This window comes from Spirosoma utsteinense (assembly GCF_014282275.1).
Classification (GTDB): Bacteria; Bacteroidota; Bacteroidia; order Cytophagales; family Spirosomataceae; genus Spirosoma; species Spirosoma utsteinense.
Genome location: NZ_VFIA01000009.1, coordinates 1 through 23,788, shown reverse-complemented (window position 1 = coordinate 23,788; position 23,788 = coordinate 1). Strand labels below are relative to the sequence as shown.

General features: G+C 56.2%; 18 protein-coding genes. 8 read left to right on the top strand and 10 right to left on the bottom strand.

The window, feature by feature from the left end:
* Window positions 1–67: 67 nt before the first annotated feature.
* Entirely contained in the window at window positions 68–556 is a 489-nt protein-coding gene (tnpA, locus tag FH603_RS08840) for an IS200/IS605 family transposase (RefSeq protein ID WP_235985473.1), read from the top strand.
* A gap of 223 nt (window positions 557–779) precedes the next feature.
* On the opposite strand, the gene FH603_RS08835 is transcribed toward tnpA, so the two are convergent.
* Window positions 780–2,927 carry a bifunctional aldolase/short-chain dehydrogenase gene (locus FH603_RS08835; protein ID WP_186737113.1) on the bottom strand — a complete coding sequence of 716 codons (2,148 nt, stop codon included), beginning with the start codon at window positions 2,925–2,927 and terminating at the stop codon, window positions 780–782.
* A gap of 210 nt (window positions 2,928–3,137) precedes the next feature.
* Complete coding sequence (locus tag FH603_RS08830; protein ID WP_186737112.1) at window positions 3,138–5,231, bottom strand: alpha-1,4-glucan--maltose-1-phosphate maltosyltransferase; 2,094 nt, start codon at window positions 5,229–5,231, stop codon at window positions 3,138–3,140.
* Between the two features lie 408 nt (window positions 5,232–5,639).
* On the opposite strand from FH603_RS08830, the gene FH603_RS08825 reads away from it, so the two are divergent.
* The 6 genes from FH603_RS08825 (at window position 5,640) to FH603_RS08800 (ending at window position 12,006) form a co-directional block, all read left to right on the top strand.
* On the top strand, window positions 5,640–5,999 hold the full coding sequence (locus FH603_RS08825) for a protease pro-enzyme activation domain-containing protein (protein ID WP_186737111.1): 360 nt from the start codon (window positions 5,640–5,642) through the stop codon (window positions 5,997–5,999).
* Between the two features lie 17 nt (window positions 6,000–6,016).
* Window positions 6,017–7,585, top strand: coding sequence for a S8 family serine peptidase (locus FH603_RS08820; protein ID WP_186737110.1), 1,569 nt, complete (start codon window positions 6,017–6,019; stop codon window positions 7,583–7,585).
* Window positions 7,586–7,699: 114 nt separating this feature from the next.
* Complete coding sequence (locus FH603_RS08815) at window positions 7,700–8,536, top strand: hypothetical protein (RefSeq protein ID WP_186737109.1); 837 nt, start codon at window positions 7,700–7,702, stop codon at window positions 8,534–8,536.
* A 45-nt stretch (window positions 8,537–8,581) separates the two neighbouring features.
* On the top strand, window positions 8,582–9,727 hold the full coding sequence (locus FH603_RS08810; protein WP_186737108.1) for a phosphotransferase family protein: 1,146 nt from the start codon (window positions 8,582–8,584) through the stop codon (window positions 9,725–9,727).
* A gap of 11 nt (window positions 9,728–9,738) precedes the next feature.
* On the top strand, window positions 9,739–10,728 hold the full coding sequence (locus tag FH603_RS08805; protein WP_186737107.1) for a T3SS effector HopA1 family protein: 990 nt from the start codon (window positions 9,739–9,741) through the stop codon (window positions 10,726–10,728).
* A gap of 6 nt (window positions 10,729–10,734) precedes the next feature.
* Window positions 10,735–12,006: a lanthionine synthetase LanC family protein gene (locus FH603_RS08800; protein WP_186737106.1), complete on the top strand. Its 1,272-nt coding sequence runs from the start codon at window positions 10,735–10,737 to the stop codon at window positions 12,004–12,006.
* Window positions 12,007–12,187: 181 nt separating this feature from the next.
* Here the strand turns inward: FH603_RS08800 and FH603_RS08795 are convergent, their stop codons facing one another.
* The 7 genes from FH603_RS08795 to FH603_RS08765 all read right to left on the bottom strand — a co-directional run bounded on the left by FH603_RS08795 (window position 12,188) and on the right by FH603_RS08765 (window position 20,631).
* A complete protein-coding gene (locus FH603_RS08795; RefSeq protein WP_186737105.1) occupies window positions 12,188–13,696 on the bottom strand; it encodes a vanadium-dependent haloperoxidase in 1,509 nt (502 codons plus the stop codon).
* Between the two features lie 58 nt (window positions 13,697–13,754).
* Complete coding sequence (locus FH603_RS08790) at window positions 13,755–14,657, bottom strand: hypothetical protein (protein WP_186737104.1); 903 nt, start codon at window positions 14,655–14,657, stop codon at window positions 13,755–13,757.
* An 81-nt stretch (window positions 14,658–14,738) separates the two neighbouring features.
* Window positions 14,739–15,944, bottom strand: a complete 1,206-nt coding sequence (locus FH603_RS08785; protein WP_186737103.1) for a DUF3179 domain-containing (seleno)protein — start codon at window positions 15,942–15,944, stop codon at window positions 14,739–14,741.
* 206 nt (window positions 15,945–16,150) lie between these two features.
* Window positions 16,151–17,701 (bottom strand): phosphatase PAP2 family protein, encoded by a 1,551-nt coding sequence (locus tag FH603_RS08780; protein WP_186737102.1) that lies wholly within the window; start codon window positions 17,699–17,701, stop codon window positions 16,151–16,153.
* 8 nt (window positions 17,702–17,709) lie between these two features.
* Window positions 17,710–18,603, bottom strand: a complete 894-nt coding sequence (locus FH603_RS08775) for a hypothetical protein (protein ID WP_186737101.1) — start codon at window positions 18,601–18,603, stop codon at window positions 17,710–17,712.
* Between the two features lie 104 nt (window positions 18,604–18,707).
* Window positions 18,708–19,832, bottom strand: a complete 1,125-nt coding sequence (locus FH603_RS08770) for a hypothetical protein (RefSeq protein WP_186737100.1) — start codon at window positions 19,830–19,832, stop codon at window positions 18,708–18,710.
* A 238-nt stretch (window positions 19,833–20,070) separates the two neighbouring features.
* Window positions 20,071–20,631: a hypothetical protein gene (locus FH603_RS08765; RefSeq protein WP_186737099.1), complete on the bottom strand. Its 561-nt coding sequence runs from the start codon at window positions 20,629–20,631 to the stop codon at window positions 20,071–20,073.
* Between the two features lie 212 nt (window positions 20,632–20,843).
* Here FH603_RS08765 and moaA point away from each other — a divergent pair, with 212 nt between their 5' ends.
* A complete protein-coding gene (gene moaA, locus FH603_RS08760) occupies window positions 20,844–21,824 on the top strand; it encodes a GTP 3',8-cyclase MoaA (RefSeq protein ID WP_186737098.1) in 981 nt (326 codons plus the stop codon).
* Between the two features lie 10 nt (window positions 21,825–21,834).
* Here the strand turns inward: moaA and FH603_RS08755 are convergent, their stop codons facing one another.
* A complete protein-coding gene (locus FH603_RS08755; protein ID WP_186737097.1) occupies window positions 21,835–22,791 on the bottom strand; it encodes an ABC transporter substrate-binding protein in 957 nt (318 codons plus the stop codon).
* Between the last annotated feature and the right edge of the window lie 997 nt (window positions 22,792–23,788).

Sequence of the window (23,788 nt, the reverse complement as noted above, 5' to 3'; positions counted from 1 at the left end):
CGGTGGGTCCAAAACGATTGGTACAGGTAAAATTCAATCATTTTGTTTACCATAATCCGTACATTTTTTGGCAGCTATCCGTCTCAACGGCTACGATCATTCCACCGCCAGTATGAGTCATTCCAAATCCAAAATCTGGATTCACGCCGTTTTTTCAACTAAAAATCGACAGCCCATCATACGCCCCGATGTCATTACCGCTGTCCACGACGAACTTCGTGAGCAATTGACGGCAACGGGTTGTCTGGTCGACAGCATCGGCGGGGTAGCTGATCATGTCCATCTCCTGTTTCTGCTCAACCCTAAAATTGCCGTTGCCGACGTCTTGAAACAGGTTAAAGGCAGCAGCTCACATCGTTTCAATCAGCAACAACTGACGCCGGAACGGTTTGCCTGGCAAACGGGGTATGGCGCGTTTTCGGTGAGCGAAGGTCATCTGCTGCGGGTTCGACAGTATGTCCGAACCCAGGAAGAACACCACCGCAAACGTTCATTCGCCGATGAATACCGCCAATTTTTGCACCATTATGGTTTACCTGACGACGATCTGGCATGACGCTGGCAAACCGTTAAAACGGTTAAAATGCCTTGGCTTTCCGTTCGTGCAATCCCACCGATAAATCGGTGGGTTGTGTGGTGAACCGGGCCATCCATTAACCCACCGATTTATCGGTGAACCGGGGGACGAACCGGTCCATGGCGTCAACCCACCGATGAATCGGTGGGCCATTACGCCCACAACACCACCAATGGCCAACCGTTTTAACGGTTTTGTTTCGTTAGCGCACAAACGCCATCGCCACGCCACCATCCACGTTCAGCACGTTGCCCGTCGATTTGCTGAGCAGTCCTCCTACAAAAGCGAAACAGGCATTGGCAATATCGTCGGGCAGGATGACCTCGTTCAGCAACGTACGTTTGGCGTAGTAAGCTGGTAACTCAGCCACCGTGACGCCATAGGCCTTAGCGCGCCCTTCGGCCCAGCCGCCCGCCCAGATGTTGGAGTCCGAAATAACCGCATCCGGATTGACCGTGTTCACCCGGATATGATCGCCACCCAGTTCGGCCGCATTGAGTCGGCTCAGGTGCAGCTGAGCCGCCTTGGCCGAGCCGTAGCCCGCGTTATTGGGTCCGGCCACCAGCGCGTTTTTGGAGACGATGTTGATGATGTCGCCACCCAGCGCCTGCTGCCGCATGACCGCCACGGTCGCTTTAGTAACCATGAACTGGCCCTTCACGAGAATATCGTACAGCCGGTCCCACTCCTCGATGGAGTGCTCGGCGATGGGTTTCGAGATGCTGATGCCCGCGTTGTTGACAACAATATCGACACCGCCAAACGCCAGACAGGATGCTTTCAGCGCGTCTTCTATGCTGGCGAATTCGGTTACGTTCAGCAGCGTTGTGGCCACCATGTCTTTGCCAAACAGACCGACGAACTCCTCTTTTGCCCCGTCGAGCCGCTCGGGGTTGATGTCGTTCAGCACCACGCAGGCGCCTTCCTGGGCAAATTTCTTCGCAATGGCTTTGCCGATTCCACCCGCGCTGCCCGTGATGAGCGCAATCTTGCCCGACAGGGGCTTAGGCTTGGGCATCCGTTGCAGTTTGGCTTCTTCGAGCAGCCAGTACTCGATGTTGAAGGCTTCCTGGCGCGGCAGCGAGGTATATTCCGATATGGCTTCGGCTCCCTTCATCACGTTGATGGCGTTGATGTAAAACTCAGCCGATACCCGCGCCGTCTGCTTGTCCTTCGAGAAGGTGAACATACCAACCCCCGGCCACAGAATCACGACCGGATTTTTGTCGCGGATAGCGGGCGAGTTCGAATGTTTGCAGGTATCGTAATACTGCTGGTACATGGCCCGGTACTGTTCGAAAGCCGGGGTCAGCTGCTCCCGGATGGCGTTGGTATCCGTGACATCCTGGTCGGGCGTCATTTCCAGCACCAGCGGGCTGATCTTGGTACGCAGGAAGTGGTCGGGGCAGCTGGTGCCCATGGGCGCCAGCCGGTCCAGATCACTGGAATTGATGAACTCCAGCACCCGCTCGTCGTCGGTGAAGTGGCCGATCATGTGGCGCTCACTCGAACACAGGCCCCGCAGGATGGGAGCCAGCTGTGCCGCCTGCGCCTTCCGTGCGTCGGCGGGCAGCGACTCGAGTTTAGCACCGCCAAACACGGCCCCTTTTTTACCGTAGTTATCGGCCAGGTATTCGGCGCAGCGTTCCACGACCTCCAAGGTGTTCATGTAGCTTTCGTAGGCCGTGTCGCCCCAGGTGAACAGGCCGTGCGAGCCGAGCATGATCCCCCGCAGCTGAATACCATTGGCCGCGTTTTCGTCCAGGCACTGTTTCAGTTGCAGGCCCAGGTCGAATCCTGGCTTCTGCCAGCCTACCCAGCCAATCTGCCCGCCGAAGAGTTCCTCGGTAATGCGCTGGCCATCTTTGGCCGCAGCAATGGCGATAGCCGCATCGGGGTGGAGATGGTCGATGTGATTGAAGGGCAGAAAGCCGTGCAGGGGTGTATCGATGGAGGGGGCTTTGGAAGCCAGGTCGAAGATGCAGTGATTGAAGAGTTCAACCATCTCATCTTCGTGCTCGATACCCCGATAGACACCCTGCAAACTCCGCAGCCGGTCGACATAGAGGGCAGCCAGGCCCGATCGGGTCAGCGTGCCGATATCTCCCCCCGACCCTTTTACCCACATGACGGGGGTGGGCTGGCCGGTGAGCGGGTCGTTGGCCAGGGCCTTGCAGGACGTGTTGCCGCCCCCGTAGTTGGTCAGCCGCAGGTCGGCCCCCAGCAGATTGGAGCGATAAATGAGCAGGGCCACTTCGCGGTCGGCCTGAGGCAGTTGATCGAACTGAGCGGCTTTGGCGTCATCCCAAAGGTAGCTGACGTGGTGAAAAGTATTCGCTTGGGGTAACATAGACGACAATCAGGGAAAGTAAGTAACCCGGTTCAAGGCTGTTTTTTCTAATTTCTGTACAAACATACATCCCTAAAAGCAGCTGCGTTTCATATACCTACCTACTATGCATACAAAATGCCATCACCGGTGGCAATGGCATTCTGTACAGGAAGCTCAGCTGACAGCCGATAGGGCAACGGCACCCTTTTTCCAGCGGCTCAGTCTGGTCTAGATTTCGATCCTCAAAATATGCATAGGCAGCACATAGGGATCTAACTCAACATAATTCGACTCGCCCTGCCAGGTATAATAAGCGCCCGTCAACAGGTCGTGTACCGTATAGGGCTGGTCATGAGCGATACCGAGTTGCCAGATGGGTACCTGCACCATTGCCGCCCGGCGCTGGTAGGCATCGGTATTGACGACAACAATAAGTTTGTTGTTTCCCGACACTTTCAGGTACGCCATGATCGCATCGTCGTTGACGGTACAGAAGGTCAGGTTATTCGTCGTTTGCAGGGCTGCGTTCTCCTTCCGGATACGGTTGACCAACGAAATCAGGTAGGTGAGCTTGTTCGTTTTTTCCCAGTTCCAGTACCGGATCTCGTATTTCTCCGAATTCAGGAATTCCTCTTTACCCGGAAACGGCGTATGCTCCATCAGTTCGAACGAGGGGCCATAAATGCCGTAGTTGCTCGACAGGGTGGCGGCCAGAAAGTAGCGAATCAGGAACTGCGGTTCGTGCCCCGTTTGCAGACTGGGCGGGTTGATATCGTGGGTTGTGGGCCAGAAGTTCGGACGGAAATAATGGCGCATCTCTCCCTGCGTCAGTTCGGTCATGTACTCCTCCAGTTCAGCTTTGTTATTGCGCCAGGTGAAATACGTATACGAATGCGCAAAACCAGCTTTAGCCAGTTGCTGCATCACTTTTGGCTTGGTAAAAGCTTCGGCCAGGAACAGCATATCCGGAAACTCCTTCTTCACTTCGGCAATGATCCACTCCCAGAACGCAAACGGTTTCGTGTGCGGGTTGTCGACCCGAACGATCCGAACGCCCCAGGACGCCCACACCAGCAATACCCGTTTCAGTTCGTTCCACAGGTTTTGCCAGTCCTCGGTCTCAAAGTAAACCGGGTAAATATCCTGGTACTTTTTGGGTGGATTTTCGGCGTATTGAATCGAGCCGTCGGGGCGTTTTTTAAACCAGTCGGGGTGTTCAGTTGCCCAGGGATGGTCGGGTGAACACTGGATGGCCAGGTCCATAGCCACCTCCATGCCGTAATTGGCCGCAATAGCGATCAGGTGTTTGAAGTCCTCGACGGTACCGAGTTCGGGATGGATAGCGTCGTGGCCCCCTTCGGCCGAGCCGATACCGTAGGGAACCCCCGGCTCGCCCGGCTGGCAGATGACGGAGTTGTTCTTGCCTTTCCGGTGTGCCGTGCCGATGGGGTGGATAGGGGGCAGATACAGCACGTCGAAGCCCATGCCGGCAATACGCGGCAGTAGCGCTTCTACATTCCGGAACGTTCCATGCGCTCCCTCCTCGCGGGCGGCCGAACGCGGAAACAGACAGTACCAAGTACTGAACCCGGCCTGGGCCCGGTCGACATCGACACCCAGTTCCCGGGCATACCGCGTTGGGTGCTGGCGTTCGGGGTAGCGGTTGGCAAAGAACGTAAACTGATCACTCTCCGCTACTGATACGGCCTCGTCATACCGGGCCTTATCCCGAAACAGCGCGGCCATCTCACGCAGGGCCGTCAGATCAGGATTTTCGGCAGCGCCTTTTTTCCCTTTCTGTTTTTCGGCCAGGTCGCCCCCGGCCCGACGAATCAGCCCATCTACATAATGAGCACCAGCCTGTAGTTCACTACTGATGTGCTGACCGTCGGCCACTTTCAGGTGAATTTCATGCTGCCACGAAGCGAGGTGATCGACCCAGCCCTCGATGGTATATAAACAGAGGCCCTGCCGTTCAACCACAAACGACGCCCCCCAACGGTCATTACCAAGCAGGGTCATCGCGGTTTCGATCCAGGTAGTATCACCCGCCTGTTTGTACAGCAGCCGGGCCGACAGGTAGTCGTGGCCATCGGCAAAAATATCGGCCTCTACAGCGATCACATCGCCCGGTATGGCCTTGATCGGGAAACGGCCGCCATCAATTTCAGGGGAGATATTCCCGATAACGACACGGTTCTGGCCATCGACCAGGATAGGCGCTTGCGGAGAAACAGACAGCGTCGATAAAGAGTCAGCATTCGTTGCAGACTTCTGGCGCGAACGGGCCGACGATGCCTTCGACGGGTTGGATGTATTCATTCGTATCTCAGTCGGTTGATTGATACGCAGGGCTGATTTTTAGCACCTGACAATAGTACAAAGAAACGGCTCAGGCGTCGTTTTTCGGCAAAAACCAGTCAACATCTTTTCACCAAAACACGTAAAACTACGCTTGTAACCCCTGTTAATACGCAAGCTGACAAACAAGCATTTTCCCGCTAAACCGCTGAATAACAGAACACTAGTTTTACATTTCCTTCAGAAATTGTTATCCTTTTCCGCTCTACCAACGACTCATCGCTAAAGACTCCGTCCGGGCCGATGAGTGGTAGCAACAGCTGCTGGTGCCTGACCGGCGGAAAAACCGCATGTATGAAGCACTACGTAGTGATGGGGTTCCTTTTACTGATCGGTTGCCAACGCAGCCACCCTCTTTTTTCATCGACTATGGAAACAGAACAACGCGTGTATGCCAGTGTCGTACTGAAGGCTCCATCGGGGCGATCCGTACTGGACGTAGCCGCTACGGCCGACCAGATCGATGGGCTGCGGCCCGACAGCGCGGCCGTAGCGAAGGCCGTCACCTACTTCGAACAGGTGGGATTTCGGATCGAGCAGCCGGGCATTACCCTATCGATCTCCGGTCCGAAAACACAGTTCGAATCCGTTTTCGGGATGCATCTCACAGCCTATGAACAGGACGGCCAGACCTACTACCGCATCGACAAACCAGCTACGATTCCGGCTCCGGTGCAATCAGTCGTTCAGGGTATCGTGCTGGCAGAACCAACTCAGTATTTCAACTAAACTCATACTATACGATCATGGCAAAAGTTAGCAAAGACAAAGTGTTATTCGCTCATGCCTCCGTGCGTTCGATAGGCGGCACGTCGCTGTTCAGCGTTCAGTCGACCGACATCCGGGCCGACACGGTGCAGAATTTCGGGTCGGACAAGCAGATGACCGATGCGGCCGTTCGTAAACTACAGGCCAACGGTTTCGACGTGTTACAGGTGGGCGACACCACGATCTCCATTTCTGCCCCCATCGACGTATTCGAGAAGGTATTTAAAACCAGAATCACCAGCAATGAAGAACCGGTGATCAAGGAAGAGGGGAAAGAAACCACCGCCGAAATGTTCGACTCCTCCAATACGGATGTGGTGGGCCTGATCGACACGGGTGAAAGCGACCTGTCTGACGTACTCGAAGGTGTATCCATCAACCGGCCCGTCTATTACTTCGCTAACAAGTTTGCGCCAACCCGCGACTACTGGCATCTGACCATGCCGGGCGACGTCTCGCTGGGTCTCAATGCCGACCGCGCCCACCGGGCCGGCTATACCGGACGCGGCATCCGGGCCGTCATGGTCGATTCGGGCTGGTATCGGCATCCTTATTTCGTCAGTCGTGGCTATCGCACTACGCCCGTCGTTCTGGGACCGGGAGCCTCTGCCCCTGACCGGGATGAAAGTGGTCACGGCACCGGTGAATCGGCGAACCTGCTGGCCGCTGCCCCCGACGCTACGTTTACGATGGTGAAGATGAGCTTTGTCGATTCGGCCGGCAGTTTCAATGCGGCCGTAGCGCTCAACCCCCACATCATCTCCTGTAGCTGGGGCTCAAGCGTCCGGTCGGGGCCCCTGTCGGCCGCCGACAATGTACTGGCTGCGGCCGTGGCTAATGCCGTTCGGCGGGGTATAATCGTCGTCTTTTCAGCCGGTAACGGCCATTTTGGCTTTCCGGGTCAGCATCCCGACGTGATTTCGGCGGGGGGCGTGTTCATGCAGCCCGACGGGTCGCTCATGGCCAGTGACTACGCCAGTGGCTTTGCCAGCCTGCTTTATCCCGGCCGCAACGTTCCCGACGTATCGGGGCTGGTGGGGATGCGGCCAAGTGCGGCTTACATCATGCTACCCGTTGAGCCGGGTGACGAAATAGACACGGGGCTGAGCGGAGGAACGCATCCGGCTAAAGACGAAACAGCTAACAACGATGGCTGGGCCGCGTTTAGCGGCACTTCGGCAGCCGCTCCGCAACTGGCCGGTATCTGTGCGCTGATGAAGCAGGCCAACGCCCGCCTGACGCCGGCGCAGACCCGGGATATTTTGAAACGAACCGCTATCGACGTCACGGCTGGCATAGGCAATCCCAGCACAGGAGGCATTGCGGGTACTGGCTACGACCTGGCTACTGGTGCCGGTCTGGCCGATGCGCACCGCGCTACGCTGCTGGCACGGCTCCAGGGTGTTGTTGTACCTACCGGTAATACAGCGAGGCCTATGGTAGCACCCGTCGACCAGTTTCCGGGGGTGCTCTTCGGCAATGGAGCCAGTCTCACGACGGATGATTATCAGGCCTTCGAAGACATCCTGATGGGCCTGAGTTCCTAGTACGCCGGCAGGCTATGTCCGTTTGCGCTACCAGCTCACTGGCGTGGCCCGCCCGCATTTTCAACCCGAATCCAATACTGGATTATACTGATTATTCCTAAACCTTAATGAACCATGGAAAATAAGAAACCCTACGAGCTGGACGACTGGGTGGGCACCGTGCGCAGCGACCCCCGAAACACCGATCAGCTTACCGTTATGCAGGGCTACCTGGGCGCATCGTCCGAGCCGGGCCATATTCGTGTTTACGCCGACGATAGCCTGAACGGGTTTGTCGAAGTACCCGAAGAAGCTATTGTACACGCGGTAAAGATGAGCCCGGCCGAGTCGTCGCTGGGCGGCAGTAAGCTGTGGCTCCGCGCCGACGCGGTGGTCACGTATGGCGATCCAAAATCGGCGAACCGACCCCGGAGCACCTTCCTCGAAGGCGACATCATGCAGCAGTACAGTGCTTTCGGCGGGCAACCCGATACGACCCAGATGACTGGCTTTATGGGCGGCCAACCCGACACGACCCAGCAGGGCGGGCAGTTTATGGCAACGGCCCTCTGCGGGCCGGGTGTGAAAAGCGTCGCTATCGTCTGTCCGGTCACGCAGCCGCCCATCTGTCTGACCTGGAGAACGAGGCTTGTGTCGCAATGCTCGCTGTCGACCTGTTTTCAGACGATCTGTAGTATAAACACCTGTTCGCCGATCGCCTGCGGGGGCATTACGAGACCGATCGTCAACTGTCCGATCACGTGCTTCACAATCACGAGGGTGCCTTGTTTTGGCGGTACGAGGATTCCCTGCGGTGGCGGAACGATAGTCCCTCCCTGGAAAACGATCACCGACCCAACCATCGTCCAGACAATCGTTGGCCAACCGGGCATCGGCTTCATGGGCGGTCAGCCCGATACGACCCAGCAGGGTGGCTATTACGGCTACGGTGCGTTCAATCCATACATGTAGTCGATAGTTGGCTTACCCCCGACTCGCGCCGGGGGTAAGCCAACTATGATTAAATCATTCCTAACCGACCCGACCATGCTGCTGACGGGGTTTAACATCGCCCATTACTTACTGGATAAAGGCTACCTGCCCGCCGATTCGCTGCTCGACGGCTCCTTTACGGCGCATCAGACATCCAGCCGCCATACCAATTACCTCATCAATCGGGATAGAGCCGGTGCGCTTTTCGTGAAACAGGTACAGGTGTGGGATCAGGAGAAGATCCAGACACTCCGCACCGAGGCCACCTGCTACTGGCTGGCCAACAACGAAGTGGCCTATGCACAGCTAAACGCTTTTCTGCCAGCCTACGTAGATTTCGATCGCCAAAATCATATTCTTATTACGGAAGCCATCGACGGAGCCATCAATCTGAACGACTTCTACCTGCAACAGCAGACCTTTCCGACTGCGCTGGCCGCCCAAATGGCCGAACTGCTGACTACGTTTCATAAACCGATTTCAACGACGGCACAGGATGGCCCCAGCCTGCAGCTGTTCCGGAGGCAGCCGCCAGCGGTGTTCCTCTGGAGCGAGTCGGGGTTTCCAGCCTATGGTACGCAACGGAGCGAAGCGGAGCGGCAGATGGTACAGCTTATCACGCAGAACGGCGACTACATGCAGAAACTGGCGGATGTTCGCAAGAAATGGGCGGTCACCAGTCTCACCCACGGCGACATTAAACCAGCCAACTTTCTCCTCAGTCAGTCTCGTTCCGAACAGCTGGCTCCTGATCAGGCCGGGGCCTATGCCCTGCGGCTCATCGACTGGGAAACGGCCGACATCGGTGACCCTTGCTGGGACGTAGCGGCTGTTTTTCAGAGCTATCTGTTTTACTGGGTCGTGCACGAGCCACAGGCCGGGCAAGCGGGGCAGGCTTCGTCCGGATTTACCCTCGATACGATGCAACCTTCCATGCGGCAGTTCTGGCAAACCTACGTCGACCGGATGGACTGGACCGCGGAAGAGGCCCGCTCGAACCTGCTTAAAATGGTAGGCTACTGCGCCCTGAAGCTCATTCATACCTGCTACGAAAGTATTCAGCAGGCACCTGTACTGCCTATGCCATCGGCCCGGATGCTGCAACTGAGCCTGAACATGCTGCGCTCGCCCGAAGACGCCATCCGGTCTGTGCTGAGCCTACCCTATTAATGTCACTCGCCATGCAAACCCACTACGAAGATCAGATCGCCACTATCCTCGACGGCCTGCGTATCGACGCGGCTCATCACCGGATTACGCTCGCCACCGATGGGTCGGAAACAGCGTATGAGCCCGGCACGCTGCGAACGACGCTGACCAGCCTCATTTATCAGCATTTCTACTGCGCTGGCGACGGGTATCAGCCCGGCGAAAGCGGAGCCGGGCCGTCCCCTGATTCGTTCGTCGATGCCCTCCGCTGCGCTAACCACAGCCGGGAGCAGTTCGATAGCCCCTGGACCGTATCGGCCGTCGACATGGCCGGCACTATCTATGCCGCGAAAGGTAACGACCGGCGGATGGTATACGCGGGTGAGTTTGTCTATGACCAGCCCAAACGGGGTCCGGCTCAGCCCGGCGACATCTTGCGGCTACACCTGCACCCCGACCACCGCGATGCCCAGCGTGGTTTCTACTACGTATTCGGACAAACCCCCGGCGATGAGTCAGTAACCCTGCAAACCCGGCTCTATTTCCACACGGTACCCGAGGGCAGCACCCGGCTCCTGGCGTGGGTGACGCAGACGCTGAATACCCACCGGATACCCTTCCAGTTCAAATGCCTGAACCACCCTGACCTTTACGGCCGCAGCGACCCGGCCGTACTGTACCTTCAAAAACCGTATGTCAGTCATGTACTGGACCTGCTCGCCAGCGACCTGCCCCAGTTGCGACCGTATCTGTTACCGACGGTACCGCTGTTTACGCGGCTGTTGACACCGGGCGTTGCCTTTGCCGAAAGTCCCCCTAATCCTGCCGAAAGTTTCGGGACCAGCCGTTGCGTCCTTGTTGCTCAGGGAATAGCGACCGCCGTAGCTAATCAGCAGCCCGCAGACACCTATATCGATGCCATTCGGGCGGTGTTCATGGAACTCGGTCTATCGATCGATCATCCCTACCGGAATCCCCGCGCCCACTATCCGTACTGTTTTCCTGACTTTTCGTCCAACTAAGCCCGCATGGAAACGCTTACCACACCCCTACCCCCAACAGTGGCTGCTACGGCGAATGCGTTTGTCGATACGGCCGCCCAGATTGGTCGGCTGATCTGCCGCGATGCCATCTGGCAGGGACCACGCTGTAATTTCCTGACCTCGACCAACGATCCGGCTTTCGAGTACCCAAAACCTTATTTTAAAGCACTGGAAGCCGACTTTTATGCCGGGTCGGCGGGCGTGGCTTTTTTCCTGGCAGCCCTGTACCACGCCACAGGCGACCCGTTCGTTCGAAAAACGGCGCGGGGAACCTTTCAAAACACGCTGGCTACGGCCCGGAACATACTGCCCACTGCCCGCCTGGGTTTTTTCTCCGGCTGGACAGGCATCGCTTACGCAGCCATCCGGGGCGGGCACTGGCTGAATGACGACGCGCTGGTGGATGAAGGTCGGCGACTACTCCAGGCCGTAACTGAACTCGATCTGGAGGAAACCGGTATCGACGTGATCGACGGAGCAGCCGGTGCCATACCGGCGCTGGTTCAACTGGAACGCGAACAGTCGTTGCCGGAACTTCGCCCCTGTATCAGTCGCCTGGCCGATCAGCTGGTAAGCCGCGCCGAACGGTCGCCCGAAGGCTACTCGTGGGTTACCCTGCCCGGTTCGGGCTACCGGAATCTGACGGGTATGGCGCATGGCGTCGCGGGTATTGTCAACGCGCTGTTCGAAGCCTTCACGCTCACGGGGGATAGCCGATGCCAGGAAGCTGCCTTTCAGGGGTTACGCTACGAAAATGCTTTTTTTGATCAGCAGCAGCAGAACTGGCCCGATTTCCGGGTCGCCAATCCCCCCCATACCCAGGGAGAGGCCCCTGGCCCGGTTTGCTCCTGCGCCTGGTGCCATGGCGCACCGGGCATTGCGCTTGCGCGGCTGCGCGGCTATGAACTGACGCAGCACCCGGCCCTGCGCGCCGAAGCCGAGACAGGCCTTCAGACCACGGCGCAGCAACTGACCTGGGAACAACAGCCCAATTTCTCACTCTGCCACGGACTGGCCGGCAATGCCGATACCCTCCTCGAAGCCGCCGACATCTTACAAATTCCTGACTGGCGACAGCAGGCCGAAGCCGTCGGTCAGATGGGCCAGGCGCGTTATGAACAAACAGGCTTATGGGCCAATGGCCTTTATAACGACTACCAGATACCTGACTTCATGCTGGGTCTCTCGGGCACAGGCTATTTTTACCTGAGGCTGGCAAACCCCGCCGTTTACCGGTCGGCCTTGCTGCTGCGATAAACCCTGCCAGTGGTCGAAGACCCTGGTAGTGGTTATTGACCCCGGTAATGTTGACCCTGACAGTGATCCAAGACCCTGGTAGTGGTTATTGACCCCTATAATGTTGACCCTGACAGTGATCCAAGGCCCCAACACTAAAACGAGCCACTACCAGGGTCTTCGACCACTGGCAGGGCTGTGCCTACTTCGCCCCATCGGCGGCAGCCCAGTCGACGGCGACGTTGCCCACGGAGGTGCCGCATCGGGCCCCTTCTTCGTTGTCGAACCGGTAATGTATACCGCCATATAACTGCGACAGCGTGGCTTCCTGCGCCTGTGCGTTCAGGCTGGCCGACTCGCTGGGGAAGAGATAACCCAGCACGGTAGTGGCCGACGCAGCAAATGTGGCATGGTCGGCGGTATAGCTCGGGAAGTTAGGGATACCGGCCACTGTTTTGATAGCCGGGTCCATTTGCGAAGGGCGCGGCACGTAGAATTTATATTTCGTATCCCAGCATGCCGTGATAGCATCCTGCATGGCCCGGTTCATGAGGGCATAGCTGCGGGCGGCCCGCAGTTCATTCTGGCGGTCCTGCCGGATGAGGTCCTCGGCAATCAAATTCCAGTGGCCGGGGGGGGTATAAGTTCCAGCGCCGTCGAACCAGAAATCGGCGATGCGCCACTGTTCGCGGGTGCGGCTATCGGCAATGGTGCGGACTTCGGCCAGGGCTTTCTGAAACGCAGCCGAGGTCGTTGCGGGGGGCGCGCCGGGCGTCGCTTTGGCTATCGCGGTTGAGTCATACCATGTTTTCACCATACCACCCAGGGGCAGCATCGGGGGCCGGGCCGGAATTTCCAGGCTGGTCCATTTCACATCATAGGGCGCATTGGCAATGGCATTTTCCCAGGTATTACCGGCGTCACCGGCCCCATCGAAGTGGTCGGTCCTGGCCCAGACAAGGACTTTGGCCGCCACCGCTGCCGCCAGTTGTTCGCCAGCCTTCACATCGCTCGTCACGTTGGCACCGGCCCAGATCCGGCTTTGCTTGTGTTCGGTCGCTTTGGCTTTAATCCAGTCGGCCTCTTTCGGAAAGAAAAACGTCAGCATCTGAGCAGAGACCTCGGCAACAGCGGCATCCTCCGATGGGTAAGAAGGCACATCGAGCGCCGGTATCAGCGAGTTGATGCCCTGCCGGACCATCGACGGGCGGTTGTACTGGTACTTGGCTTTCCAGGCAACGACCAGCGCGTCATATTGCGCCACGCTCAGCAGGGCATACAGCCGGGCTGCATAAGGCGGGTTGGCAAACGGATTGCCGGCCTCCGAGGGTGTAAACGTATTGGTGCCTGCATTATACAAAGGCGCTGTATTGTACTTGGCGACGAGCAGGCGGGCGATCTGGTTCCAGCGATGTACGCCACCAACGGCCCAGTAGTTAACGGCGGCATTGTTTTCGGGGTTGACGCCCAGCAGCCCATTCTTTATTTCAGCCAGTTCCTTCTGGTAGGCATCAGAGGTTAGCGCGGCTGGCTCAGGAACGGTAATATCGGCAGCCGACCGGAGGATGATCGTCCGCCAGGTTCCGCCGTTCTCATCGGTTGTGGCGGGTTCGGTAAGGGGCAAAATCCCTTCGTTGATGACCGGCTCTTTGCAGCCTCCCAGCCACAAAATCAGGCAGACAACGGTGGAATATAAACTAGGTGCTCTCATGTTTTTACTGAAAATGTCTGGCTATGCGTTGTTGTTTCCCCAACGGGTTACTCAGGGGTCATATCCCGATAACGATTCCTCCACTAAGCCGCGTGGCTTTACCGCTATTTTGCCCATTCAGGGTCGTGCTATAGCCACCGTTCAAGCCAAATTTCTTGATGAGAGGCAGATAAACACTGATGCCGGTCCGGGTAAAACCAATGGCATTGGTAGGAAATGGAATGCCGGGAGCTATATCCGTCCCTTTGTTGTAAGGGCGCTGCTGCTGAACCCAGCCATCGATATAGAAGTGCTTCGTGGCCACCCCGCCCCGAATGACCGCGTCGATAACATCGGGCACGTTGACGGTAGAGCTGCTGTTGGGATTCAGGTTGTCGGGATCATAATAATTGACGACCCGGTCGAGGGTAACCTGCCCGCGTCGGATATAGCCCAGCTGACCGGTCAGAAAAAAAGCGCCGGATTTAAAATGCAGCAGCGTGCGGCCGTCGAGGTTGCGGGAGCCGTGGCCGATGGCTACCGGCGCGTCGATCACATAGTTCTGCAACGGCAGCGAATACCCCACGGCAAACAACCACGAAAGCCGCGCACTTCCAATCTTGTAGTCGAAGGCTTCCCAGCGCAGGGCAGCCGACAGGTCCTGAAAGCCTTCCTGTTTCTGCCAGTACCCCGCGCTGGCTTCGGTGCGGACGTAAGGCGCCGACACGATCAGGTCCAGGTCGTAGCCCAACCCGTATGTACCATAGAGGTTTAGTGATTGGGTAAAAACAGTACCGAGATTGGGATTACGGATTTCGGTCTTCCCTGTGTAATAGGAGTCATACGATTCCTGCGAGTAAGAGACCGCCAGGCTGGCCTTGCGCTGGCCGCGCATAAAGCCATCGACCAGGCCCTGGGCGTGTGTCGGGCTGTTAACAAAAAAAGACAGAAGAAAGACGGCAATGGGTAGTGTCAGGCGCATGGCTACGGGTTAGTAACGTAAAGATAACCGCGCAAACGTATAGACTATTGCCCACTTCGATATTCTGCGCCAATGGCCTGGCTAGCGCAGCTGCCTCGTTGCCGGATGAAAAGACCGCCACGAATGCCAGAATTCCTGGTAAGCGCGTACCGGTGACAGTTGCTGTCCGGCCAATGGCCCCGACAGGGCGCGCCCCTGAGCATTCCAGACGGAACCCGTTTTTACATCCGAAAACCAGCCATTTGAGCCTTGAGAAAAGGTGAGCGTCTGCCCACCCAACTGCCGGCTGAACGCGCCGAAGCTCAGGCTGTCGGGTGCCATCATCAGTACAACGGGCTGGCCGCCTACCGTATGCTGGATGAGTCGCTTTTTTGCCAGATCATTCCAGTCGAAGGCGGTGGCGTCACCACCGGCCAGCACCCCGACCACCCATGATTTGTCATGCCACGACGCCACATCCCGACCGGTCAGTTTGCCACGCTTCAGACCCAGGTCATAGGTGGCCAGGCTATCCGTTTCTTCCTTGAAGGCGGGGTCTGGCTGCATGACCAGCGTCGTGGGGTGTTCGCCCGACCACGCTGCCAGCGTCATCTGCCGGGCTGGCAGTTCGGTGAGTATCTGCCCTTTTTGCGGCCCCAGTATGGCTTCTCCCGTTGCCTGCCGCCACCACGATCCGGTGCGTTCATCTTCGAACATAGCATTGAAATGATCCATGCCCACCAGCCGGAACGTTTCAGGTTTTCCGGCCACGACCGGATCGAACACCCGGCCTGTGCGGCAAACGGTGCAGTACGTGATCATAACGGGTTTTCCGCCAATAGTGTCGCGTACCTGATGGTGATAGCCGATCAGTTGCAACGGGTAGGCACGGGCGTCGCCGTTTTCAATCAGGCCGAGCACAAGTTTATTCATTGGTATCCTGTTCTGCGACAGCGATACCAGGCGCTTGGTTCTGGGCTGTTGGAACATGCGATCAGCCATCATCTGCTCATTGACCATATACAGTACCGCTGCATACAGCAGTACGCCAACCAGTACGAGCCCCCGATGCCAGGGCCGGGCCGGGCGCGCCAGCACCGGCGCAACCAGCATAATAAGGGCCAGTATACCGACCAGCCTGACCCAGGGAGCATACTGGTGTAGCCAGTAAGCAAGCTGTACCCGGCTTAAATTAGCCGTATCATCGAGCTGGCTACCGGGGAACGGCATGATGAAATAGACACGGGCGACCTCCAAAAGCATCAGCACCAGCAGGAGGCAGACGGGTTTCCAGATACGAGGTATCATACGATCGGATTGGATTGGCCGGGAGAAATACCCGGCATCAGTTTCAGTGGCCCAGGTCAGGCCGTTCATTTGTTCCCATAAACAGCCCATCAAACCCCGATGCCGAATGCTGACCGGGCTATGTGCCGACAGCACAGTCGTATAACGTACCGCTGCCTGTATCCAACAGACGAACAGGAACACAGGCAGCGGTTCAGGCGGACCTCTTACAGCCCCGACCCGTCGGCTTTGCCGCGTAATACGGCGTAGCTGCCGATTTTTTTGCCGCACTCAAGGCCCACGCTACAGTCAGAGCGGAAGTGAATCAGGCCATACATCCGCGAATCCGACGCTTCTACGGCCTTTGCCCAGAACTCGTCGGCCCGGTTGGGAAATACAGTGCCCAGCACTATGGCCGCAGCTGCCGAGAACGTTGAGTGGCCTGATGCGTAGCTCGGGAAATTGGGCACGCCAACCGATGTTTTCAGGCCAAACTGCTGTGGGCGGGGAGTATAGTAGTAAAACTTGGTTTCCCAGCAGCACACGCTCGCATCCTGGAGGGTGGTACCTACCAGGGCCAGCGTTCGGGCCATGCGCACTTCGCTGAATTTGGCTTCGTGGGCGGCATCGGCAGCCGTGCGGTGCCAGTGGCCGGGGGGGGTGTAGCTACCAGCGCCGTCGGCCCAGTAATTGGCGATGCGCGCCTGCTCCCGCGTCTGGTTCTTCTGAATGGCCTTCAGCTCGTCAAGCTCCTTAATAAACTGTTCGGTGCCGGGCTGGGGAGCCGGACCCGGACGTAGCTTCACCAGCGTAGCCCGGTCGAAGTTCCAGGTCGACACAGCGCCGTAATTCGGCAACATGGGCGGGCGAGCGGGCGACTCCTGGCTTAGCCAGATATCGGCCTGCCCCCGGCTTTTGGCCGCTTCGATCATACCGGCCGTGAGGGTCTGGTTGTTTGACGTACTCATGCCATCGGCTCTGGCACGCGCCATCACCTTGGCTCCTACCTGCATACCAAGGTCAGCACCGGCCGTCAGATCGCTCGTCACGTTCATGCCCGCCCACTGGCGGCTATTGCGGTGTTCGGCCACTTTAGCATCGATAAACGCAACTTCACCGGGAAACATCGCCTTCAGCACAACTGCCGACGCAGCCGCCACAACGGCATCTTCCGACGGATAGGCTGGCAGAGCCGATACTGGCAGGGCCACGCGTATGGTGGCGTCAACCTTTGAAGGAGCCAGCCGTTTGAACGCATATTTATAGTTCCAGGCAGCCACCAGCGCATCATACTGTGCCACGCTCATGTAGGCCAGCGCGCGGGCGGTATACGGTGGATTGGCAAAGGGAAATTTGGGGTCGGCCAGCGGATTGGCGGCATCCGGGATGGGATATTTCCCGTCGGCATTGGACGCAGGCGGCACGTTGTAGCGGGCAGCCAGTTCACGGGCTATCTCGTTCCAGCGGTATACGGCTCCAGCCCCCCAGTACACTACGGCTTCCTGCTGCTCCGGTGTCAGACTGGTTGACTTCGATCGCAGTTCAGTTAGTTCGGCCTGATAGTCGGCCGACGATGTTGCCGAGGGCGACGCCACCGTTACACTGGCCGGGCTGGTAAGAATATAGGTTTTCCAGGTACCAGCGCTGGCATCCACGTCAGCAGGAGCATACCCGACGCGCTGTGGTTCTTCAATGGTTTTGTCGCAGGAAATCAGCCCGGTCGAAACAAGTCCGAGGGCGAGGCTGATTACGACAAGCGTACGATATGTAGGTTTCATGGGAAGTCTTACTTGACATTTAACTGGAATAAAACACCTACCGTATAGCTGGTGCTCTGACCGGCGTTGCGGCCACTGGTAACGTAGGCGACCCGGGCGTTCAGGCCGATGTTGCGGGGCTGAACTTTACCGTACCAGCCCACCTGCGTAGCCTGCATATTGTTGGTTGGAAAGGGCATGTCGTTCCGGCGGATATCGTCGCCACTCAACGCGGCCATCCGCTCCGCAAACACTTCGGTTTGCCAGGTCCGGCGAAGCATACCGAACCGTACAGCGGCATCGTACATATTCGGGACGCTCACCTCGTGGGTATTATACACCCGCTCGTTGGCCTGATACGCATCGCGGTCGATACGAATCGTACTACGCCAGGTATATGAACCGTGGGCCGTTGCATAGAGACCGGTTGACGGATGGGTGTAGTTCAGCAGGAGCCGTCCCGTAGCCGTACGGGCCTGTAAGCCAATGGACATAGGCAGAAAATCCGGGACGTACTTACTCACGGGGACCGACCCGCCCACGATGGCGTTGACCGAAAAACCGCCGTATTGCAGCGCTTTGATCTTCAGCCAGGCCGAAGCATCCTGAAACCCTTCCTGACCCATCAGATTACCGGCGCTGGTACTCGTCCAGACATAAGGCAGGTTCAGGATGACATTGACCCGATTGCTGATACCAATGGCGGGCATCACCGACAGGCTCCGGGTGGTGTGTGTGCCGATATTAAAGTTCTCGCGTTTGAGCGTTCCTTCCCAGTACTGCGACCAGGAACTCTGCCCATACATACCGGCGATACAAATCGTTTTCTTTGGCATGTAAATAGCATCGTGGGGCATCTGGGCCAGCGCCGGAACGGCCACCAGCATCAACAGGCAAAGACTATATAGAAGTTGCTTTTTCATAAAAGTCAGAAAAAAAGCTTTTCGACAGGATTACAGGATTAAAAGGAATTACTGCTGAGGAGCATTTGAAATCCTCTGTAATCCTGTCGAAAACCCTTTTTCAATTAAAACCAGCGGGATACGTTGAACGAGATGAGGTAATCGGCAAAGGCGGCATCGCCATGCTTCAGCCCCAGCGGATCGAGCCGATCGGCGTAACTGGTGATGCGGTTCCGATAGACAGCGATGGGCACGGTCAGCGCAGCCGATGTTTTGTGGCGCATGTAGGCCAGGCCCGGCTCTACCGATACGATATAACCCGGCCGACGGAAGCCTTTGCTACCGCCGAAGGCATCGATGGCGGGAACGCCTTCAACGCGACCACCCAACATAACGGCCAGACCCGGTACGCCAGGAATGGACTGGCTCAGTCCCAATCGGGCCGCAAACTGGTCGGCCACCGAGAACCGGCCCGCTACCAGATCGATGGTCGTGGCATTGGGGTTCCGCAGCACGCCGTTGGTTTCGCGCGGATTGAACAGGTAAAACCCATTGGCGTAAGCAGTCAGGGTTTTGGTCAACTGGACATACCCCTGCAACTCAACGCTGGCTCCAACCCCGCCATCGCCCAACTGTATCGACTGATCCACGGGCAGATTGACCGTATAATCCTGGCCTTCTTTGGTCAGCTTGTGGAAATCGTCGGTAGCGCGGTAATTGCCGGTTGGCAGTTTTATACCCAGCCCCACCGAGAGGTTGGCTTTGGGCAGGCTGGCTGGGTTAACGATCCAGTAGCTACCCGAAATCCGCAGATCACCAATACCGCCCGATTGGGTATCGAACCGTTTCTGGTCGGGATTCTGGGCAGCGGCATTGCCGTAATGTTCATAGAGCGATGAGCGGTCATTTGCCTGAACAGGCAGATTGGCCGATACCGACCAGCGCAGCGAAGGCATGTAGGTGATACCCAGGTCGAGCGCGTGCGATACGTTGATGACCTGCGTTCCCTGCTCCACCCGTTGTTTCTGCTCCACATCACCCACGAAGTGCTTATAGGAACGGAAGAACCGATAGCCAGCCGAGACCTGCCAGTGGCCGGTCCGTTGTTTGAAGAAATCGGCCGAATTGGTGCCAGCGGGGGCAGAACAGCTCATATGTCGTACCGCTACGCAGCCCTGCGCCTGTACTGAAGGGGTATTAAAAACCAGCGCATAGCCAACAGCCAGCGCGATTGTATAAATCGTTTTCATGGAAAGTCGATGTAAACTGTGAGATAAGATGGTTCGGCCGCCTGCGTCGGGAGCCTGTATGATACAGGTCGCGGGGTAGTTACGGCGAACAGATTACCTGGCGCTTTTGGGGTCGATGGGCGCGTCTGCCAATGTCGTTTCACAGGTCTGTACGTGTCGTTAAATACCGCAGGCCTATAGGATCGACTGAGCCTGCACACTAGCAGACTATCGGACACAGTAACGCACAAAGAAACCTTTACGCCATCAGGAAACCATCACACACATCGGGCGGGGGCGAATGAACAGGCAGCGAGCGAGCCGGTATCACGAACGAAAGGTCGGGGATACGGATGGCGTCGCGCCAGCAGGCGGAGAGGAAACGGAAGACATCGCCCGAATTGGGGGAGTATTCTTTAAGCAGAAATTTCAGGAATTGACTGGTTTTGCGGTGCGAATCGGTGGCACCGGCAATATGATCGTTCAGAAACGACAGCAGATCGCTCTGCCAGAATGAGCGACTTTCAGACTCCAGCGCGGCAATGTGAAGAATGTCGCCCTGGATTTCCAGACTAACAACGTCGTAGTAGTGTCCGTTGTACGTAAATCCATCGGCTGTTGTACGACTTATTTCGACCGCTTCGGGCCGGTTACTCATCGGGATCTGAAACTCAACGATACTATCTACCGATCGGTAGACCAGCAGTTTCTTCGACAGGTCATGTTCCGCCTGCCACCACGCACCAATGCACACCAGCACGTAGGCCAGCGTGTGGTAGAGCAACAGCAGCGAAAGACCGATAGAAACTACTTTCTTCACGTAGATAAAGTAAACTTATCTCAAAAATAATACTAAACTGTCAAACAAACAGTACTTATTGCTTGTTGCGGTCATCTTTTTTCACAAACCCATCTGTTAAGTAGTTTTGTGGGCTATATTTTCCAGTACAAGGCCGAAACCGATCATCTGGACCCGGTCTTCCCAAAAGTGGTGCAATCAAATTTCGTAGATTTGTGTTAGGTGGATAGCCTATGATTTTCGACAACCACAACCGCCCCATCACTTATCTGCGCCTGGCCGTAACGGATCGTTGCAACCTGCGGTGCTTTTACTGCATGCCCGAGGAAGGTATCAAGTACCTGCCCAAACAGCAGTTGCTGACCTATGAAGAAATGGAGCGGCTTGTGCGGGTGCTGGCCAGGCTGGGGGTTTCGAAAGTCAGAATTACCGGTGGCGAACCGTTTGTGCGGGCCGGCCTGATGGACTTTATGCACCGGCTGGCTACCGTGGATGGCCTGACCGATATATCCATGACAACAAACGGGGTGCTGACGGCACCCCACGTAACGGCGCTGGCCCAGTTAGGCGTCAAAGCTGTTAATTTGAGCCTCGACACGCTCGATCGGGAGCGGTTCCACAAGATCACCCGGCGCGATGAACTTCCCGCTGTTCTTCATACGCTCGATGCGCTGCTGGAGGCTGGTATCCAGACGAAGATCAACGCGGTGGTGATGGATGGGCAGAATACCCAGGATCTGGTCCCCCTGGCCGATCTGGCCCGGACGCGGCCGGTCGATGTCCGGTTTATCGAAGAGATGCCGTTCAATGGCGAAGGCAGTCATTACCCGGTGCTGCACTGGACCCACCGGCGTATTGTCGATGAACTACGGGCGCACTACCCTGACCTTCAAAAACTCCCCGATCCCCCGTTCTCGACTTCGGCGAATTACCAGGTCCCCGGCCATCAGGGCACTATTGGTATCATTGCCGCTTTCAGCCGGACGTTCTGCGGCACCTGCAACCGCATTCGGCTGACAGCCCAGGGGACGCTGAAAACCTGCCTCTATGATGATGGTGTACTCGACGTACGGGCGTTGCTCCGCCGGGGCGACAGTGATGATGAGCTGACAGCGGCTTTCTTGCGCGCTTTTGCCCACCGACCCGCTACCGGATTCGAAGCAGAACAAAAGCGCGATACCATCATCGAATCGATGGCTACTATTGGCGGGTAAGCGTACTGCCTTACCGAATCAGTACGGGTACCTCCGATAGAAATTCGTTCGTAAACAGGTTTGCCGGGTCGATCCGCTGAACCAGTTCACCTTCCTTGTCAGCAATGAGGTGGTTGCGCGTGAGCCAGTTGGCAAACGACGCCCATACATTACGGTGCATGAATCCCCACTGACCTTCGCCATCCAGGTAATAACCCGACGCCAGTTGCTGACTCTGTTCCACAAAGTTTCGGTTCTTCAGCGTTGGGTGCTTCGCTGTCTCGATCAGCAAACGGGCCGCTTCGTCGGAGTCCTCAACCGCAAACCGGAACCCAGCCGACGCGGCTTCCATGAATTGACGCAACGCATCGGCATTCTGGTCGGTCCAATCGCGGTGGGCAGCCAATACAGGACTATAGCCGTACGGAATCTCATAATCATCCAGCAGAAACTGGTTGAGTTCAATCCCTTTAATATCGGCTTCTACGCCTTCCCAGGGCAGAAATATCCACGTAGCGTCGGCTTCGTTCGTCAATAACGATTGCCAGATATCCAGCCGGGCGGGTTGATGCGAGACAAACTGCCCACGCCCACCGTCGTTCTGAATCATCTGCCGAACGATTTCGTCTTCGTAGCGCGCTCCGTAGGAAGCATATACCTTCCCGTCCAGTTGGCGGGGATGATCGATACCACTCTGTTTCAGGGTTACAATCGCACTGGCATCGCGAGCCAGTACGGCAGCCACCGCCACCAGCGGTACACCGTTCGTTTGAAAGCTAATGATACTTTCGGAGGGTGTGATCGCCAGATCGGCCTGTCCCGATGCCACCCGTTTGGCGGGTGTTAGCTGGTAGTTGTCTTTATCCGGGAGGATAATCTCAATATCGAGACCTGCCTTTTTATATAGGCCTTTGGCCAGGGCAACGTAAAATCCGGTGTGGTTGGTATTGGGAGTCCAATCAAGCGCTAAACGTATGGGGATACTCATGGGATGCTATGCTGTTCCGGCTTCCATAACAGCATAGCATCCAGAAGGTTTAGACATAGCCCAAACCCCTCGATGGTTCGTATAATTTACCCAAAAAGTGCTACTGTCCTGAAAACTCATTAAAGTCTGGTGAAGGCAACTTGTAGCATGCCGGTAGTTGCGAAAAGTAATTCCAGCTACGGATATCGATACATAAATACTCAAACAACTGGGTTTATCAAGTTCAGTAACATTGAAACAACCAGAAATACCGAAAAACAGATTAGATCTAGGCTGCGACAAGGTCAAGCAAACCTAGAGCTATCGCCTACATAAATGGCTTCTACCAGCAATAAAATCGGTAAAAATGGACTACCATGGACATGTTTTTACAAGCCTACAAATACGTTTACAACTACTTATGGCAACCGGCTTCGAACCTGTATAAGTGACAAACTGTGTGATTATGTCTATCTTTTAGGGGTAGGCCAAAATCGCTAACTTAACTACAGAGGGTGTAGAATAGCTTGTAAAGGATATCAATAATCTGTGATAAAAGCTACCTGTACTTGCAATAGTACACTAGAGATTTTTCTCAGGCAGCTATTGGTGAAGTGTAAAAATATAATTCTTGTTGAGCGGGATTCTGACAATTCGGACTTGAATGTCTCCGCCGACGATTGTAACGCTAGTACTGTTATGATAACCAAATATTTGGTTAGAATTTTTTCAATATATTTGACTCATCCAAATGACAACTCCACCATAGCGGAGTTGTCATTCTCACCCGACTTACCATTTAGTAGGGCTTCTCTTTTTCCCTGAATCGAATACACTGGATCATACGTTGTTTGATGACGCCACAGTCCACAAGTTTAGAGTTTTCTATGGTTCAAGCAAGCGTGTAATACTAATTCAAATTAATAACGTCGTGTTTTTTAAGTACGGGAAACAGGTCAGTGAAATGACCTTGCCTTCTTCGGCAAACAGCCCCTCAACAATCACCTGAATGCGGCTT

Excerpts from the sequence above, each read along its gene's own strand:
- FH603_RS08825 (WP_186737111.1), top strand. The coding sequence starts at position 5,640 with ATGGAAACAGAACAACGCGTGTATGCCAGTGTCGTACTGAAGGCTCCA.
- moaA (WP_186737098.1), top strand. The coding sequence starts at position 20,844 with ATGATTTTCGACAACCACAACCGCCCCATCACTTATCTGCGCCTGGCC.
- FH603_RS08815 (WP_186737109.1), top strand. The coding sequence starts at position 7,700 with ATGGAAAATAAGAAACCCTACGAGCTGGACGACTGGGTGGGCACCGTG.
- FH603_RS08785 (WP_186737103.1), bottom strand. The coding sequence starts at position 15,944 with ATGATACCTCGTATCTGGAAACCCGTCTGCCTCCTGCTGGTGCTGATG.
- FH603_RS08820 (WP_186737110.1), top strand. The coding sequence starts at position 6,017 with ATGGCAAAAGTTAGCAAAGACAAAGTGTTATTCGCTCATGCCTCCGTG.
- FH603_RS08770 (WP_186737100.1), bottom strand. The coding sequence starts at position 19,832 with ATGAAAACGATTTATACAATCGCGCTGGCTGTTGGCTATGCGCTGGTT.
- FH603_RS08805 (WP_186737107.1), top strand. The coding sequence starts at position 9,739 with ATGCAAACCCACTACGAAGATCAGATCGCCACTATCCTCGACGGCCTG.
- FH603_RS08790 (WP_186737104.1), bottom strand. The coding sequence starts at position 14,657 with ATGCGCCTGACACTACCCATTGCCGTCTTTCTTCTGTCTTTTTTTGTT.
- FH603_RS08800 (WP_186737106.1), top strand. The coding sequence starts at position 10,735 with ATGGAAACGCTTACCACACCCCTACCCCCAACAGTGGCTGCTACGGCG.
- FH603_RS08810 (WP_186737108.1), top strand. The coding sequence starts at position 8,582 with ATGATTAAATCATTCCTAACCGACCCGACCATGCTGCTGACGGGGTTT.
- FH603_RS08830 (WP_186737112.1), bottom strand. The coding sequence starts at position 5,231 with ATGAATACATCCAACCCGTCGAAGGCATCGTCGGCCCGTTCGCGCCAG.
- FH603_RS08795 (WP_186737105.1), bottom strand. The coding sequence starts at position 13,696 with ATGAGAGCACCTAGTTTATATTCCACCGTTGTCTGCCTGATTTTGTGG.
- FH603_RS08755 (WP_186737097.1), bottom strand. The coding sequence starts at position 22,791 with ATGAGTATCCCCATACGTTTAGCGCTTGATTGGACTCCCAATACCAAC.
- FH603_RS08835 (WP_186737113.1), bottom strand. The coding sequence starts at position 2,927 with ATGTTACCCCAAGCGAATACTTTTCACCACGTCAGCTACCTTTGGGAT.
- FH603_RS08775 (WP_186737101.1), bottom strand. The coding sequence starts at position 18,603 with ATGAAAAAGCAACTTCTATATAGTCTTTGCCTGTTGATGCTGGTGGCC.
- FH603_RS08780 (WP_186737102.1), bottom strand. The coding sequence starts at position 17,701 with ATGAAACCTACATATCGTACGCTTGTCGTAATCAGCCTCGCCCTCGGA.